The organism is Vibrio sp. 10N.222.47.A9 (assembly GCF_963872585.1).
Lineage (GTDB): Bacteria > Pseudomonadota > Gammaproteobacteria > Enterobacterales > Vibrionaceae > Vibrio > Vibrio splendidus.
Map to the genome: position 1 here is coordinate 68,998 of NZ_CAWNBB010000020.1, position 16,272 is coordinate 85,269.

The following is a 16,272-nucleotide window of genomic DNA, read 5'->3' on the forward strand; positions in this document are numbered from 1 at the left end:
GGCTTTTTTATTTGTTTTGTTTCGCTAAATAAACTTGAGAACAGATAAAAATGTCCTTAATTATTAGAAGAGTTAGTTAGAAAGGAGGGACGACATGCATCGTTATGTCAGTTCACCGCAAGCGTCGAAGTACATCGTGCCACCACCTCAACATCGTGAGTTGTCGAGTGTGGATGTGCCTGAGTCCGAATTAGAGATGCGAGAAATATTGAATAATTGGTTTGCTGATGGTTTAGCACCCATTATTGAAAGTGAAGATGACTACATCTCTGCGAGCGATCACGTTCGATTTGAAAAGCTCAGCGGCACTGTTGGGATGCTGTTGAGAAACAAAGATTATTATTTTGCGGCTAAGCGGATTTTATCTGTGTGGGAACAAGATTGCCTTGAAACCACTTACATCAATTATCTCATTTTACGCAGTGAGCGAGTCACTTCTTTAAGGTAAGTGAATGCTGTGGCATTTGCCAATAGCGATTAGCCATTTAGGGGGCGTGAGCTTACGATCTTTTTGTTTTTCTACCGAATTAGGTAAACAAAACAGGCAAACAAAAAGGGCAAGCTTTGAGGCTCACCCTTAAGGTCCTTTCTTTTACTTACGTTGCTGTTTTGGCTTAACGTCATTTTCAACTGATTCTAAACTGAGTTGCAACTTACACCCAACCATCAAATTTGAGTCGTTTTTGAATCCTCTCAACCGCCTCTTTCTGCATTTGTCTAACACGTTCATTAGAAACATTTACATCCAACATTTGTCCCACCTCAGACAGCGTTTTCACCTTGTTATCAAAGAAACCAAAACGGTGGATGAGCACCTTTTGTAATTTTGGAGGAAGTGTATTGATAATTTGTTCTAGAGCTTGGGTAAAGGATTGATCTTCACAGTCTTTTTGCGGGTCAGGGATATACTCACTTTCACACTGTTCAAGTACTATCGGTGCGTGGCTGATACCAACCGTTGTTGTCACGTCAATAAACCCGCTAAGCGCCACGAGTTGGTCGACACGTTTTGCCTTAACGCCAGAGCTGTCTGACAACTCTGAAATAGAAATCTCTTTACTCATTTTTTTACTTACATCGAGCTTCTTAGACGCGAGGCTGTTAATTTCTTTGCATACGTGGGCGGGCAATCGGACAGTACGACCTTTGTTCATCAATGCCGCTTCAATATTCTCTCGAATCCACCATACGGCGTAAGTCGAAAAGCGATAACCGGGTTCGGGATCGTATTTATCGATTGCTTTGATTAAGCCGATGTTACCTTCTTCGATAAGGTCGAGCAGCGTGAAGTTGTTGCCTTTACGTTTTAGGTAACTCTTTGCGATTTTTACAACAAGTCGCAGGTTTGATTCGATCATGATGTCACGTGCTTGCTTGTCACCAGCACGATTCAATTTTGCGTAATACACCTCATCTTCACGCGACAGCAGATCAATCCCCACAATATCCTTTAGATAGTGAGCATAAGGTTCTGCAGTGGTAGAAAATGATTCTTTAATGGGGGTGTCATCCGTGAACCCCTGAAACGCAGCAAAACTGTCATTGTTCATTTCCTTGTCCTTTTTTAGCCGACTGAACGTTTTATTTTTTTATTTTATTATTATGCCACCAAGTGATTAACGCTTGGTTTCATTAGAGTGTAGATAACAGTTTCTTCTTTACCAATAAATAAAATGCAATTTCGTATACTTACGTCACAAAAAGATCTACAAGTATTTAACCATTTTACATCTCATCGAACGTGTCGGTTTTTCATAGGAAACATGAACATGCATAGCTTATAAAGTATGTGTTATGCATTGGCGTATGTAGATAAACCGAGTGAATTTATAGGAGCGGGCGGCTATATAATTGATAGGGAAAATGAGGAGAACGTGGCAAGAGTCGAGGTTCCATGTTGCTAAAGTACCTCAGCTCTTTAACCTGTTCAGCTGACGTTGTTTGCTGCGTAAAACTATAAAACTATTAGTGGAGACTAAAAGCTGTTACGGAATACTAAAAGCTATTACAAAAGCTCAGTGAATTGACTAATAGGTGCTGAGCACCTCATCGATTTGTTTGTTGATGATCTTCATTTCGCTGTAGATAACAGAAAGATCATCATCTTGAGGTGCAAGCTTATTAAGTGTGTTTTGCTCGACTCTTTCTAAGGCCACGGTGGCGGTTTCTTCGCCGAAGCTGGCTAATATGCCTTTTAATGTGTGCACGGTAAAATGAAGCTTGCCCCAATCCTGTTGCTGTACCAGTTCTTGTATCTCTTCTAATGAATTGCCATGGTCTTCTTGATACACAGACAACACAGCGAAAATCACTTCTTTGTCATTATCTAAGTAGGCATTTAGGGCATCAAAATCTAGCATATAGACTCCTGTCGGCTGTATGTTGAAAATGGGCTGGGCGGCTTAGTAGAAAAACCAGATCTTAATGAATCACTGAGCCATTGGCTCCATCTTGGTGGAAGCTCTAGCTGTGCGAGCTGTTTCAAGTATTCGTGTCTAAGGTTTTCTTCTATATGAGCTTTATGGAAGGCATATATATAGTCAAGTTTCGCCGCAATTGAATATGGGTAATTGTGAATGTAGTCCTTTAGTTCTTGGATGGAATCGGAATTTTCGATATTTACACAAGTAGAAGGGTCTACATCTTGTGATTCGAGTTGATGGTTTATTGTCTCCCCTCGAGCTTTTAAGCATTCTGCAACTAAGCGGTACAGGGAGTACTCGCCAAAGTGAGTCAGAAGAGGCAGTAATTGAAGCAATAAGTGAGTGGGTTGGTTGTAAAAGTTATTTGCTAACAGTGTCGAGGCTCGAATCACTTTCTTGTGAGCAACTTGAGGGCTGTTCTCAATGAGTAAAATATTACTTTGAAATAGGGCAAGGCTGGCCAGAACTTGTTGCTGTTGTTTTACCGGAAGTTTGAGATTTACCAACTCTGTGAATTGATTAGCATGTTCCAGCAGAATACGTTTGTACTTTAATTGTGTCTCACGTTGGTAGGTCGCCTTTAGTGAACTGAAGTGAGCGCTAATGGAATGAATAATATCAATGTCGGCAGACGATATATGCGTCGCGTACATCTCACCAAGCTTGATAAGCATCAGGGTGTTGTCGACGTTTTCTGCCAAGTCGATTGCTCTTATCGCACGGTGACTGATGCTAGGCGTCATTTCAAACGCTCTTATGGCCAGTTTAAGCGCGGGCAGTAACATATTATGTTTTTCATAAATGCAGCTTAAACAATCAATAACGTTTAATGACAACGGCTGAGCAATCAGGTAATTGTGGAGCTTTTCTATGGCTAGGTTAGGTTTACCCAAGCTGTCTAGAATTAATGCCTCTGCGACTAATTTGGTCGGGTGCATTTTCGTGTTCGAGTTGTTGATTGTGCTTGAAAGCAAATCCCATTCTTTGCCTCCAATTAAGTGTTCAATCAACGTCGCTTCAAACTGAACGCTATTGCCATTCGGGGAGATCGCTAACGCTTGTGTCAATCGTTCCAGATTAGTGATCGGATACAAGTCATTCAGTTGGGTGAGTTTCTTCGAAACGGACACAGCACTTTGAATCTTCTTGCCTAAAGATTGAGTATTGATCGGTTTAGAAACAAAGTGATGTGCTTCGCCAGAAAGGGCCGTCAATACGGTTTCCTGACGCATATCCCCAGAAACAAGAATCGTGGCGACTGTATGATCGATGAGCCTGTTTCGATAAAGGATCCCCAAAAGCTCAAACCCCGTGAAGGATTGCTCTAAGTGGTAGTCAATGAGGAGTACATGAAATGAGTGCGTCTCGACCGCCTTGATGGCTTGTCGATAATCGGTCGCAATAAAGATGCAATCATGTGAGATGCCCAAGCTCGAGAGTTGCTGCTTAATAAGTATTGTTGCGCTCTTAGAGTCGTCGACAATCAAAACCCGCAGGTCTGTTGGTAAGGTCAAATCCATTTTCCTCAATACCAAATGTTATGTTTAATTTAGGTGTCAGGTTGCACATTGTCAAGGTGCCTATATCACATACAAACACTCAATAAACTATTGGTAATTAAAGAGTATTCGATAACATTTATGAAAGCCTTCAAACGCAGGTTACGTTTACCTTATTTTTGTGGGGTTATCCGTGTTTTAGAAATAAAAAAGAGGTAAGCCGATAAGCTTACCTCTCTGTTTTCTTACTCGATTGTTTATTCGAAATGTTGTTCTTTGCTTGAAGCTTTATTTACCGAAACTCTAGCGCTAATCACGCATGCTCAAAATTAATACTGCAGCTAGAGCTAAGAACGCTGTCATCATTAAGAACACATCGTTGTAAGCCATGATGGCAGCGTCACGTTGCATTGTACCAAGTAAGCTTGCTTGCGCTTGTTGCATCGCCGTTGCGGCATCACTTCCTGACTGAATGAAAAACGCCTGTTGTTGCTGAAGCGTCTGCCAACCGAGTTGACTCACAGAAGGTAGCGACTCCTTGATGTGAGCCAGATGCTCACGGGTTTTGTTATCCAATAGCGTAGCGATAATCGCGATGCTGAAAGCGCCACCTAAGTTTCTCATTACGTTGGTTAACGTTGATGCGTCTGGCGTGTCCATTTTGCTGATGTTTTTCATGGCAACCAAAGACAGCGGAACCATAATAAATGGGCTACCGATAGCACGCAGAACCATAGACAAAATCAGCTGTTGGCCACCAAAATCGATTGTCATGTGCGTATTCACGTAACAACTGAAACCGAACATTGCGAAGCCAAAGGTCACCAAGTACTTAGGCTTAATGATTTGTGTTAGCTTGGGCACAATTGGGAATATCAGAAGTTGTGGGAAACCCATCCACATTAGCACTTCACCAATTTCCATCGCGTTATATTGCTGAATTTGAGTGAGATACATCGGCAGCACATAGATAGAGCCGAGCAACGCCATCCCCAAAATCAAATAGGCGATACAAGACATAGCAAACTGCCCATCCCGCAATAGCCGCAGGTTAACCAATGGCTTTTTGTGTTGGAGTTCATTTATCACGAAGTAAACCAAACTCACCGCCGACACGATACTCAAGCCAATAATAAAGCTCGAACTGAACCACTCTTCACGGTTACCTTCTTCTAGTACCACTTCCAAACAACCGAGCCCTAACGCCATGGTGGCGATACCAAACCAGTCGGCTTTTTTCAGTGTGCCAAGGTCGAGCTTTTCATCATCCAAACCATATCGGATCATGGTGATCACAAGCAAAGCAGGCGGAATATTGATATAGAAAATATAGTGCCATGAAAAGTTTTCCGTCAGCCAACCACCAAATGTTGGGCCGATCGATGGAGCAAAGGTCGCGGTTACGCCAAACAGTGCCATACCCACAGCACGTTTGTTAACAGGTAATAACTGAATCACTAACGAGAAAGCAAGCGGGATTAAAGCACCACCACTGAAGCCTTGCATTGCGCGGAATACGATCATCGAGGTCATATTCCAAGAGAACGAACATAACAAAGATGAAATGGTGAAAATGGCCGTCGTCCACGTGATATAACGGCGTTTACCGAGTGCTTTAGACAGCCAACCACTGAGTGGGATAGCGATCATCTCTGCGACTAGATAAGACGTAGAGATCCACGAACTTTCATCTAAGGTGGCAGACAGCGCGCCTTGAATATCTTTGAGAGACGAGTTGGTGATCTGAATATCCAAGATCGCCATAAACGCGCCAATCAAACCACCAAATAGGGCGATCCAATGGCGTCTAGAAACCACTCCATCATCATTAGTTTGGGTGACAACACCAGCATTACTCATGATCTAGCCTCGTTTATCGATGGTCGCTACCACAGATAAACCAGGAAGCAGTCGACCTTTCAACTCTTGCTGATCTGGAATGGTAATTTTCACCGGTACACGTTGAACGATTTTAGTGAAGTTACCGGTCGCGTTTTCTGGTGGCAGTAGCGCAAACTTGGCGCCAGTCGCAGGAGAGAAACTGTCTACCACGCCTTCAAGTGGTTGACCCGGAAAGGCATCCAGTTCGACTTCTACGGTTTGGCCTTTATGAATGCCGCTTAATTGAGTTTCTTTGAAGTTAGCTTCAATCCACACTTGGTTGTTTGGTACCAAACTCATAAGTGGCGCGCCTGCTTGAATCAGCAAGCCTTCACGGACACTACGTTTACCAATCACGCCATCCGCTGGCGCGTAAACTTTGGTGTAATCAAGGTTAAGTTGTGCTTGATCTCTTTGTGCTTGAGCTTCAGTCACGGATGCGTTTGCTTGTTCGATTTCACTCGCAATCACGATTAGTTGATCATTACTTGCGACGAGGTTTGCTTTTGCTTCTTCAAGTTCTGCTTGGGTGACTTTTTGTTGTGCGACCATGCTGTCGACTTCATCTTGCGAAGCATAGTTACGCTTTAATAAGCTACGAGAACGCACGACTTGTTGGATTGCACGCTCGTATTCAGCTTGCGCGGAATCAACACGGCTCTCGGCTTGATTTATTTGGCTACGTTGTAACGTTTGTTGAGCGATAAGGTTGTGTACGCTTGATTGAACGACGCTTAAATGCGCATTCGCCTGAGCAAGTGCAGATTGGTAATCACGATCATCGATTTGAACCAACAAGTCACCTTGTTTAACCGATTGGTTATCACTCACGTAAGACTTAACAATATAACCCGACACCTTCGGGCTTATATTAGTGATGTCGCCTTGTAGGTAGGCATTGTCGGTAGATTCAAAGTATTGGCCATAGCCGTACCAATATCCGGCACCAGCAAGACCTAATGACAGCATGATCGCAGTAGCAATAAGCGGGGCTTTTTTACGTTTTTTTGTGCTTACTGATTGCGAAGCGTTGTTGTTCTCTGTCATTTTTATTTCTCATTTTGTTTTTATTTAGATGTAACGAATTGTAAATGAATTCGATTGATTGATAAGATAGGAAAAAAGGGAAACACTGTTGCAAAAATCTTACTAATATAGCTTTGGGAGAAGTACGATGGACTTAAATGCTGTGACTGTTTTTACACAAGTTGTTGATTGTGGGAGTTTCACGCACGCAGCTGAAGCATTGAACATGACCAAGTCGACCGTCAGCCGAAAGCTTGACGAGCTGGAGCAGCACCTAGGTGTGAGGTTGATCACTCGTTCGACACGAAGTTTAGTCTTAACTCCAGAGGGTGAGCGCTTTTATCAGTCGAGCATGCAGATGCAAGAGATCATGAACCAAGCTGAGTTAGAGGTTTCTGCCAATCAGGATTTGATCCGAGGGCAGTTGAATGTTGTGTTGCCTGTCGAATTGGGACATCAAGTATTAGCCACATACATCCACAGTTTCCTAAAAGAGCACCCAAACGTGACTTTGAACTTAGAACTGTCGAATCGAGAAGTTGACATCATTGCAGAGGGGATCGATCTTTACGCGCAAATTGGTGAGTTGGTGGATTCGAGCTTGGTTTCTCGCTACCTCACAACATCGAAGCGTGTATTGGTAGCCAGCCCTGAGTATTTAGAGCAGTTCGGTGAAATCTGTTCACCCGATGACCTTAAGCCTCCATTTAGGATGATTGAGGTGGTGAACAAGGCCGCGCGTCTACCTAAGTGGCATTTGCAATTAGAAGGCGGAGAGTCGATTTTGATCGATCTACCGTGTCAGTTGCGGGTGAATACCATCACGGCATGCCTAACAGCGTGTGTGGATGGGCTCGGCTTGGCGGTGCTTCCTGAATTCATTTGTCGGGAACACTTCAAGACAGGTAAGCTGATTCGTTTGTTACCTGAATATGAGATGCCAGAAGTTTCAGTAAGCCTAGTGTATGCAGACAGGCAGTTGATGCCGAAACGTAAAAAGGTCTTTATCGACTATCTACTGACTGCCTTTCAAAATAGGAAGCACAAGTAACGGGCTGAACATTAGCGGTTAAATAAGTGCTTAAGCTTCCTATTATTCGTTTTTGTCTAAACCGTATTGAAGCTAACTATGATTGGGCTGCCAGTCGACGACTTGCCCATTCGCTAATATAGCTTTGACCGATAGGGCCGAAATATCAATGTTATCGTGACGAAAGGTCTTGTTGGAGAAGTTGGCAATGATCTTACTCCCGTCACTGAACTCGGTTTGTTGAACTTCGCCGCTTTTGTCTAACCAGTCGAAATCGACCAACTGTTTATCCCATAACTGTTCGTGCATCGGTTCAAAGCCATCTTGATAGTGTTTGAGTGCTTTGATCCTTGGACTTGAACTTGATAAAGCTTCATCTCTGGTCAAGTGAACCATCGGTGGTGTGTTGTACAGCATGGTGGTTAAGTCACGTTCTGCTTGTACATTAGTGAACTTAAGGCTGTCTGAGTGCCAATGGTGCGTATTGATTACTTCATCATGGAAAACGGCTTGGTATAACGGAATTCGATATTGTGGCGAAAACAGTAGCGACTTGTAGGGCTCTTTAACGTCGGCGGGTTTAAAGAAGAAGTCAGGCTTGTGGTCTGGGTACCAACGACCTAAGTAATAGGGAGATCGGCGATTCTCTTTCATGTCTTTATCTGTCCAGCCAAAACCAACCGTTTCTAAGCCGTGCGCAAACGCGATGCCTTTTGTTGTAAGGCTGTTGCCGTCTTCAGATCCTAATACTAACGATGGTTGCTCGCTAAGCCACTGCATTCGGTTGTTGAAGGCAGAAAGCATATCCGATTCGTTTGTATCGCCATTGCTGTTGCTATGACTCTTGCTATGACTGTCTATAGAGCCGCTGTAATCCTCACGAGCCATGGCGGTTGCATCAACATCTAAGAACAAGCTGTTGAAGTTGCCGAATTTCATAATGTCTTGAGCGCGCTGCTTTACGTAATCTAAATGGCAATTCGGATTAAGATAGAATCCGTTACCTCGAAACCCTTTTTTTAGGCTGCCATCCGCTAGTTCAATGGCACAACTTTGACGCATTGGCTCTGGTAATTGAGCGGTTAGCCAGTTGTCGTTCAGCTTCGCAGGAATGGCTGTGTTGTAGGAATCGTAGGTGCCGACCAGATATTCGGACTGTTTTGCCAGACCCACAGCGTTAGGTTGATAGAATGCTGGCATCCAATTATCGAATCCGAGCCAAAGTTTGCTTAAGCCTGCCTTATTTAGATTGGTTACCATGTCTGAAGACAACGCTTGTCCCCAAGTGTCTGACGAGTTTAGGTAGGGGGAGGCGTGTTCAACCAACCAATTTTTCTCATTCTGCGCTGCCAAGTATTGAGCTTTAATCGTGTTGTTTTCGAGCGTCGCAGTACCGACTGGAAATAACACCTGCAACGACTGGCTAATAGAGTCCAACAATAACTGTTTGTGGTACTGACTGAACCAATCTTTGCCCTTGGAGAGTGATGAAAGCTCTCTTTTTGCTTCCTTGGAAACGTTGAGTTTAGAGCTCTTTAGATACCAAGCTTTCAATCCCCACCAGTCACTCACATCTTGGACGCTTAATGGGTCTTTACCAAACAAATAAACGTGGCTCGCGCCGATCAACTTACTCACATCTGGATTGCGCTTTTGTTTAGCAACCAGTGTTTCAGAAAGGCCGTTTTCGATGCGCCAATCGCGGTAGTGTTTCGCTCCATCTAACCACGAGTCTCCAAGGGTGATACGAACAATAAATGGCTGTGATTGATTGAGCATCGTAAATTGGTGTGATGCCTTCATATCAATTTTGGTCTTTGAATTAGAGGAAGTATCAGAAGGCGCCTCTGAAAAGAGCAGTTGATTGTTGGTTGCATTAATCATCTGATAGCTAATGAAGTGGTCGTTCTGTTGTGCTGTCCAAAAAGGCATCTTTAGGTCTTGAGTGGTGTTGCTTCCAGAATGGTTGTCGACTAGATAACTACCCCAAAGCTTGTTATTTGTAGGTACACGCATGCCTTCGCTAAAAGGAAGAAATAGGGTCTGAGTTTGTTGTTCTGCAAGATCAAACCACGCCAACTCTACGGGCTGGTTACGTTTCACCTGTATATTTGAAGGGAAGCTGAACTGAAAAGTGAGTTGATCTTGATTTAGTTCTGCCTCAATGTTTATCCCACTAGGTACTAAGGTCCAAGTTGCAGTCTTTGCTGAGTTAGTTTTATCGGAAAGACCAATGACTAGATTCGTCACTTTCTGTGGTTGGTTATCAACGGTGAGAGCGCCGCTGTTAACGCTTAAGCCGTTCCAATCTATCTCTAAAGTATTCGATGAAATAGAGACGGTATTGTTGTTAGCACTGTTAGCGTTGTCGCGAATACTGCTGCCGCTAACGCTGCTATTACTGGTTAGCGTTATTTGGCTCGCTTGTGCATTGGATGAAAACAGACAAGCTGTTGTTAAAGCTACAATGGCACAAGTAGAAAGATTGAGTGGGTGACGTACGCTGAGCATATCTAGATTCCGTAAAGGGTAAGTACGGTTATTACACCCAAGTAGCGCTAGTGCTTTGTCACCTATATGTCTCTATTTTCTGCATTACCTAGTTTCTAATCTTCTTCTGAAAGCATTCCATTAGAAAGGCACCGCGACACGCTGCACATATTGGACTTCAATCGCACCTTGGTATTCAAACATTTCAACCGAGGCACTCAAATGTTTAGCATTAGTCCCTAGCGGGCTTTCTGTGGGAACGGGTGCTTGCGCTGTCTTGATTGGCACTTTGTAGCCTAACAGGTTGTAGTTCTCATCGAACCATTGCCAACTCACATTGGCGTTAGGGCAGTTGTCGATCACCTTCGGTGGCGTGATCACGATATGTGGTTCGCTGAGTTTACTTTCGAGTGTTAACCATCGCTTGCTGTTGTCTAAAGCGACAACAATAGGATAGTGGTTCGAACCTATCCTTAGTTGATAAACACCAGATTCGGGTTTGATAAACATTTCACTGGTCTCAATCTCTTGATACTCATTGTTAGAAGCGAGTTGTCCATCGAGAAGGATTTTACCTCTTGGGGAAACCAGAGAGATAGGTTGTGTTTGGATTTTCGTGTCTTGACTGAGTTGCTCTGCAGCGACTTTGATTTGATAACCTTGCGATGACAGGCCGTAACGTCGAATGAAGCTAACTTGAATGTGATGTTTCGTTTCAGTGTCTTGTCTTAGTGAAGTTCCGCATTGAGTTTGACTCAGTATCTCTTGTTTGACTGGCAACCAAAGCTCGCTATCAAGTGTTTGTTGATTGAGTGCGATTTGAAGCTCTTGCCACGCGACTTGAGGTTGTTCATCAAGCAGAGATTGATACGTATGTTGTAATGGCGTGTTGGTAAACCAAGCGGCGTGACACGCAAACGGCAAAGCGCAGATCAATGCGATTAACGAAGTGACTCTCATTATGATTCCCCAGCTAAGCGATAACCAACGCCGCGATGTGTTTCGATCTTTAGGGTTGGTAGCTTTTGACGTAACCGCAGTATGTGGTTGTCCACGGTTCGGGTACTTGGAAAGGCTTGATAACCCCAAATCTTATTGAGTAACTCATCACGATGAAACACACGACTTTGGTTCTGAACAAACAAGACCAATAACTGGAACTCTTTAGGTTTTAACGTGATCGGGCTTTCATCCAAATAAGCGATTCGTTCAGACAAGCGGACTTCAATGTTGGCGTAATTTAGTTGGCTCACCCCTAACGGACGAAGTTGGGTAATGACTCGAGCAAGCAACTCCTCGTTCGAGAAAGGTTTAGTGACGTAATCTTTGGCACCTGCCATTAAGCCTTCTACGCGTTGCTGGACTTCCACTTTAGCGGTTAACACAATCACAGGAAGCGCTTTGAGGAGTAGCCAATTCGGCAGGTGTCGCAAGCTGTCACCGTCTTCGAGTTGTCGATCCAGTATCACTAGATCGGCGCGGAACCATTGCTTACGGGCACTCTCTGAATCCTTCGCCCAAAGGCATGGGTAACCATTGGACTCAAAGAAGCTGACGAGGCCTTGTCCAAGTAGATGGTCGTCTTCAATCAGCAGTAGGGTGTTCATAAGCTATTTCCAAAATACATCGGGTTGGGTTGCGAAGAATAATGAGACGGCCATTCGCTTGTTTCATCAAGTGTTCGACAATAGTAAGGCCAATGCCCATGTTGTCTTGTCTGTGATTGATATTCGGTGTTGCTCGAGATACAAACCGTTGCAGAAAAGAAGGGAAGTGACCTTCGTCTTGCACCTCAATCCTGAGCTTATCAGCGAGTTCTACCTTGACCAAAACCTCACCTATACCGTGCTGTTTAGCGTTTTTAATCAAGTTATCTAAGCAGATGGTTAGCCAGTAATACGGTAGGTTAAGTTCAGCATCACTTGAATCACATTGATACTCGATATTGTGCTTCTCACATACATGATCGAGCCACTCTTCTAAGGATGCGTTCTGCTTTAATAAAGGCTCCGACTGATCCGCACTTAGATACACTTTACTGTTTTCAGTGAGCTGAGAGAGCCTTTGATAGTCGGATATTAAACGCCAAACCGCATTTTGAGTTTCATCAGAAAAGTCATCGTAGCGATTTCTAAACATCTCGACGGTTAGACCTAGGCTAGTAATTGGCGTGCGCAGTTCATGAGTAAGAAGCTGTAAAACGAACTGCCTCTCTTTTCGTTGTTTTGTTCTTAGGTATAAGACTCTACCGAGTCCGGAAAGCAACGTTAACAGCAATGTAAAGATCAACGTTTTCATGATCAGATTGTCATTGCTAGGCTCGCTTAAGCACACGTTGCTGTAACGAAAAGTACAGGTTTCACCCGTCAAAGATACCTCTTGCCGCTCTGCAATAGGTTGCCAAACATTTAAGGGAATGGCTTTCCAGCCTTGTTCGCCACTTAACCAAAGCACATCGTCCTGTTGCCAAGCACGGTATCCACTGAGCAGTGCTTCTCTGCCTTGTGCACTTAGGTTTTCTAGCTTGTTATATAAAGGGTGCTGAGGGTTGGTAAGACTCAAAAATGGGCGTATCTGCTCGCTCACATCTGGGGAAGCGGCTAAATAACGATCAGCAAAACTGCCACCTGCAGGGTGTCGTTTGGAGTGTGCTGCAAACCAAATGGAATCCAATGCTTGTTGCTGACACAAAGCGAGCTCAAACTCGATGGCATCATCTAATGAAGGGTTATTGCTTTCAATCGCTCGGCAGTGATCTTGTATTGACGCTAACGCTGCGATGTCGTCCCAACTGAATTGGTTGAAATCAGGATAGCGGCTACGTTCATGAAGCAGAACTTTCGGATACTGAGCCAACTCTTGTTGAGATATTAGGATTGGGGATGATTGCCAGCTCAGTTGATACAGGGTTTGCCACTTGTCTTGCAAACTTTGGGCATTGGCTAGAGTTGGGAGCCAAAAGATCAAGCCAAGGGCTAAGGTAAACCTGCGCATCCAATCATTCTCGTTAAAAGTCGTGGGGCGAGTCTAAAGAGTTTTGGACGTGATTTGTAACCTGAATGTCAACAAGTGTTCCTTTAACAACAAATTGTCGAGTGGGTCATGTTTTAAAATAATAAATTAAAAATACAGTAAGTATCATTTGAATGGATTAAACTAGATAATTGTGTACTTATTGTCATTATTGGGCGAGTGGAGGGGACTATACTGGGCTCATACCTAATCAGAGGAACCACCATGAAAACACTCATTAAATCAGTATTGGCACTTAGTATCTTAACAGCTGGCTCGGCTCAGGCATTCGAATTAACGAGTAATGATATTCAAGAAGGTCACCCAATGGCGAAGACGTTTGAATATTCAAGTTGGGGTTGTGACGGCGAGAACTTGTCACCGCAGTTGATGTGGAAAGATGCTCCAGCAGGAACTAAAAGCTTTGCAATCACGGCCTATGATCCAGATGCACCAACTGAAAGTGGTTTCTGGCACTGGGTCGCGTTTGATATTCCAGCAACAGTGAGCGAGCTACCTCGTGGTGTCGACATCTCTAAAGTGGGTGGCAAAGAAGGCCGCATAGATTATGGAACGGTAGGTTTCGGTGGCGCTTGTCCTCCTGAAAAAGATGGTATGCACCGTTATCAATTCACGGTTTGGGCATTACCAACGGACAAACTTAACCTAGACGAAAACACGCCGTCGGCAGTGGTTGGATTCACGTTGAACAGCATGGCTTTAGACAAAGCGAAACTGACTACAACTTACACACGTTAGTAATTGACACAAGCTAATAAAGCGACCAGTTATTGATGCGAAAGCTGGTCGTTGATAATAAGTAAACAAGGCGGATGAGATGAATCATCAATATCAAGTGACGATCTTTCGTGCAGAGCAGTTACAAAAACTGCGTAATGTGAGGATTCTATCTCCTAGTATCATTCAGATCATTACAGGCAGTAAGCGCCTGTTTTGGAAAGATTCAGCGGCAGAACTCTCACATTCTGAGCTGCTGTTGTGTGAGGCATCAGCTTCACTAAGTTTTGAGAACATGCCCCACAAAGGGCGCTTCTTATCACGAGTGTTCAGCTTTCAATTCCAACCTTCTCAGGCGATGCTTGATTTAAGTGAGGAACGCTCGAATGATCTGGGGCTGCCTAAAGTACAAGCGGATCGTAGCTTACAAGATTCATTCAATGCTCTGTTTTCCTTTGATAGACAAAGCATGAGTAAAGAGACCCAGCAGTTTTGGTTGCAGGGCTTATACCAGCAATTAGCCGAAAAAGGGGCGTTGCATCGATTGTTTGTCAGTGCCAACGTCTCTTTTAGCCAAAAGCTCAGCCATTACCTTTCACATTCACCAGATGAGAAGCATCCGTTAGAGTCGGTAGCAGAGCGCTTTGCGATGAGTCGCGCCACGCTTATCCGCAAATTGAAACTTGAAGGCATGCAATATCGAGAGGTTTTGGCTGAAGTGCGCTTGAGTCATGCGCTTTATCTGATGCAAAACGGACAGCAGAATGTGGCGATGTTAGCTCAGTCTTGCGGTTATCAATCGGAAGGGCGTTTTAGCCAGCGCTTTAAAGGGAAGTTTGGTTTGTCGCCAAGTGAATACATCAAAACCGTCGTCAGCCATAGAGTCGCGAGCAAATAAAGTCGCGACACCACAATCATTTTGTTTGGCCTAAACGCTCACCTTTTTGTCTCGTGCTGCCAATGCCGCGAAAATCGTGCACGCAAATGCAACGGATGCGATCAGCAGAATGGGAACACTCCAAGAGTCGGTTTGAGCATGAAGCTTACCCACCAGCGTTGGACCTGTTGCCGCTAAAGCATAACCAATTCCTTGCGCCATACCCGACAGCGATGCGGCTTGGCTGCTATTCGATGTTCTCAGGCCAACAAAAGAGAGCGCGATAATAAACGTAGAGCAGTTGGCTAATCCAAACAGTCCCACCCAAAAGATCGCAAACTCAGGCAAATACAGCAGCCCAATCAATCCGATAAATACACTCGAAGTACAAAGCGTAATGAGCCATTGTTGGTTATCGCTTTTACCTAAGAACGGCAGTAACAGTAATCCCGGAACCATAGTCGAAAATTGTAGAAACCCGTAGATATAACCCGCATCGATTTCGCTGTAGCCAAGGTCGTTCAAGATCTGTGGAAGCCAGCCTGCCAAAGAATAGAAGGTAAATGAGTTAAGCCCAAGAGCTAGTGTCACTTGCCATGCAACGCCACTCTTGATCATCTTCTTCATCGGAATTGGCTTTTCTTGATGCTTGTTATTGGTCGATGAAGAAGAGCGTTTTCTGATTTTAGGCAACCAGATCATCAAAGCTAATATTGGGAATATTAGGTTCATTAACAGTGCTAATTGCCAACCCGTGATCGTAAATAAGGTTAGATTTGAAAACGGCACCATCAAACTTGAGCCTAACGTCGAACCGATGCCCATCGTAAAAATGTACAAAGAAGTGACTGTCGCAATACGAGTAGGGAAGCTAATTTTCACTACAACGGGCAACAACACGTTACCAATCGCGATACCAAGTCCAATCATTACTGTGCCGATGTATAACGTCGGAATTGCTCCAAAAGAGCGCAGTGTAATACCCGAAGTGATCAAAACTAAGCCTAAGAGCAGGCTAGGTTCTAGACCAATTCGTTGAGATATCTTGGTGACTAATGGTGAAAATAAGGCAAAAGTTAACAGTGGCAAAGCTGTTAAGAATCCAGCAGCCGACGACGTAAGGTTGAGGCCTTCCATAACCTGAGAAAGCACAGGAGCCAAGCTCGTAAAAGGCCCACGAAGGTTAAGTGCTAGGAATAGAATCCCTAACATGACGAAAATGCTATTACGAAGAGAGGCGCTCATAGGTTGTTCTACTGTTTGCTTATGAGAAGACAGGCTAGCCTACAGATCATT

General features: G+C 44.0%; 14 protein-coding genes. 4 read left to right on the forward strand and 10 right to left on the reverse strand.

Features of this window, described 5'->3' with window-relative positions; all coding sequences use genetic code 11:
- Positions 1-94: 94 nt before the first annotated feature.
- Complete coding sequence (locus tag AACT19_RS03645; RefSeq protein ID WP_065681427.1) at positions 95-448, forward strand: hypothetical protein; 354 nt, start codon at positions 95-97, stop codon at positions 446-448.
- Between the two features lie 205 nt (positions 449-653).
- On the opposite strand, the gene AACT19_RS03650 is transcribed toward AACT19_RS03645, so the two are convergent.
- The 5 genes from AACT19_RS03650 to AACT19_RS03670 form a co-directional block, all read right to left on the reverse strand.
- Entirely contained in the window at positions 654-1,550 is an 897-nt protein-coding gene (locus AACT19_RS03650) for a sigma-70 family RNA polymerase sigma factor (RefSeq protein ID WP_076645295.1), read from the reverse strand.
- Between the two features lie 477 nt (positions 1,551-2,027).
- Positions 2,028-2,360, reverse strand: coding sequence for an Hpt domain-containing protein (locus AACT19_RS03655; RefSeq protein WP_017079133.1), 333 nt, complete (start codon positions 2,358-2,360; stop codon positions 2,028-2,030).
- Positions 2,354-3,943 (reverse strand): response regulator, encoded by a 1,590-nt coding sequence (locus tag AACT19_RS03660; RefSeq protein ID WP_076645297.1) that lies wholly within the window; start codon positions 3,941-3,943, stop codon positions 2,354-2,356. Before AACT19_RS03660 ends, AACT19_RS03655 begins: the two co-directional genes overlap by 7 nt.
- A 288-nt stretch (positions 3,944-4,231) precedes the next feature.
- Positions 4,232-5,782: a DHA2 family efflux MFS transporter permease subunit gene (locus AACT19_RS03665; RefSeq protein ID WP_065206049.1), complete on the reverse strand. Its 1,551-nt coding sequence runs from the start codon at positions 5,780-5,782 to the stop codon at positions 4,232-4,234.
- 3 nt (positions 5,783-5,785) lie between these two features.
- Positions 5,786-6,850: an HlyD family secretion protein gene (locus AACT19_RS03670; RefSeq protein ID WP_009844998.1), complete on the reverse strand. Its 1,065-nt coding sequence runs from the start codon at positions 6,848-6,850 to the stop codon at positions 5,786-5,788.
- 127 nt (positions 6,851-6,977) lie between these two features.
- Between AACT19_RS03670 and AACT19_RS03675 the strand changes: the two genes are divergently transcribed.
- A complete protein-coding gene (locus AACT19_RS03675) occupies positions 6,978-7,880 on the forward strand; it encodes a LysR family transcriptional regulator (protein WP_076645299.1) in 903 nt (300 codons plus the stop codon).
- Positions 7,881-7,952: 72 nt separating this feature from the next.
- Here the strand turns inward: AACT19_RS03675 and AACT19_RS03680 are convergent, their stop codons facing one another.
- From AACT19_RS03680 to AACT19_RS03695, 4 genes are all read right to left on the reverse strand, one after another.
- Positions 7,953-10,370: a glycoside hydrolase gene (locus AACT19_RS03680; RefSeq protein ID WP_076645301.1), complete on the reverse strand. Its 2,418-nt coding sequence runs from the start codon at positions 10,368-10,370 to the stop codon at positions 7,953-7,955.
- A gap of 120 nt (positions 10,371-10,490) precedes the next feature.
- Positions 10,491-11,309: a DUF2861 family protein gene (locus AACT19_RS03685; RefSeq protein ID WP_065606347.1), complete on the reverse strand. Its 819-nt coding sequence runs from the start codon at positions 11,307-11,309 to the stop codon at positions 10,491-10,493.
- On the reverse strand, positions 11,309-11,956 hold the full coding sequence (locus tag AACT19_RS03690; protein ID WP_076645303.1) for a response regulator transcription factor: 648 nt from the start codon (positions 11,954-11,956) through the stop codon (positions 11,309-11,311). The genes AACT19_RS03685 and AACT19_RS03690 overlap by 1 nt, the downstream gene beginning before the upstream one ends.
- Positions 11,934-13,343, reverse strand: coding sequence for an ATP-binding protein (locus AACT19_RS03695; protein ID WP_076645305.1), 1,410 nt, complete (start codon positions 13,341-13,343; stop codon positions 11,934-11,936). The genes AACT19_RS03690 and AACT19_RS03695 overlap by 23 nt, the downstream gene beginning before the upstream one ends.
- Positions 13,344-13,586: 243 nt before the next feature.
- On the opposite strand from AACT19_RS03695, the gene AACT19_RS03700 reads away from it, so the two are divergent.
- On the forward strand, positions 13,587-14,120 hold the full coding sequence (locus tag AACT19_RS03700) for a YbhB/YbcL family Raf kinase inhibitor-like protein (protein ID WP_029222229.1): 534 nt from the start codon (positions 13,587-13,589) through the stop codon (positions 14,118-14,120).
- 79 nt (positions 14,121-14,199) lie between these two features.
- A complete protein-coding gene (locus AACT19_RS03705; protein ID WP_076645307.1) occupies positions 14,200-14,997 on the forward strand; it encodes a helix-turn-helix transcriptional regulator in 798 nt (265 codons plus the stop codon).
- 30 nt (positions 14,998-15,027) lie between these two features.
- Here AACT19_RS03705 and AACT19_RS03710 read toward each other — a convergent pair whose 3' ends face one another.
- Positions 15,028-16,221 (reverse strand): MFS transporter, encoded by a 1,194-nt coding sequence (locus AACT19_RS03710; protein ID WP_076645309.1) that lies wholly within the window; start codon positions 16,219-16,221, stop codon positions 15,028-15,030.
- Positions 16,222-16,272: the final 51 nt, after the last annotated feature.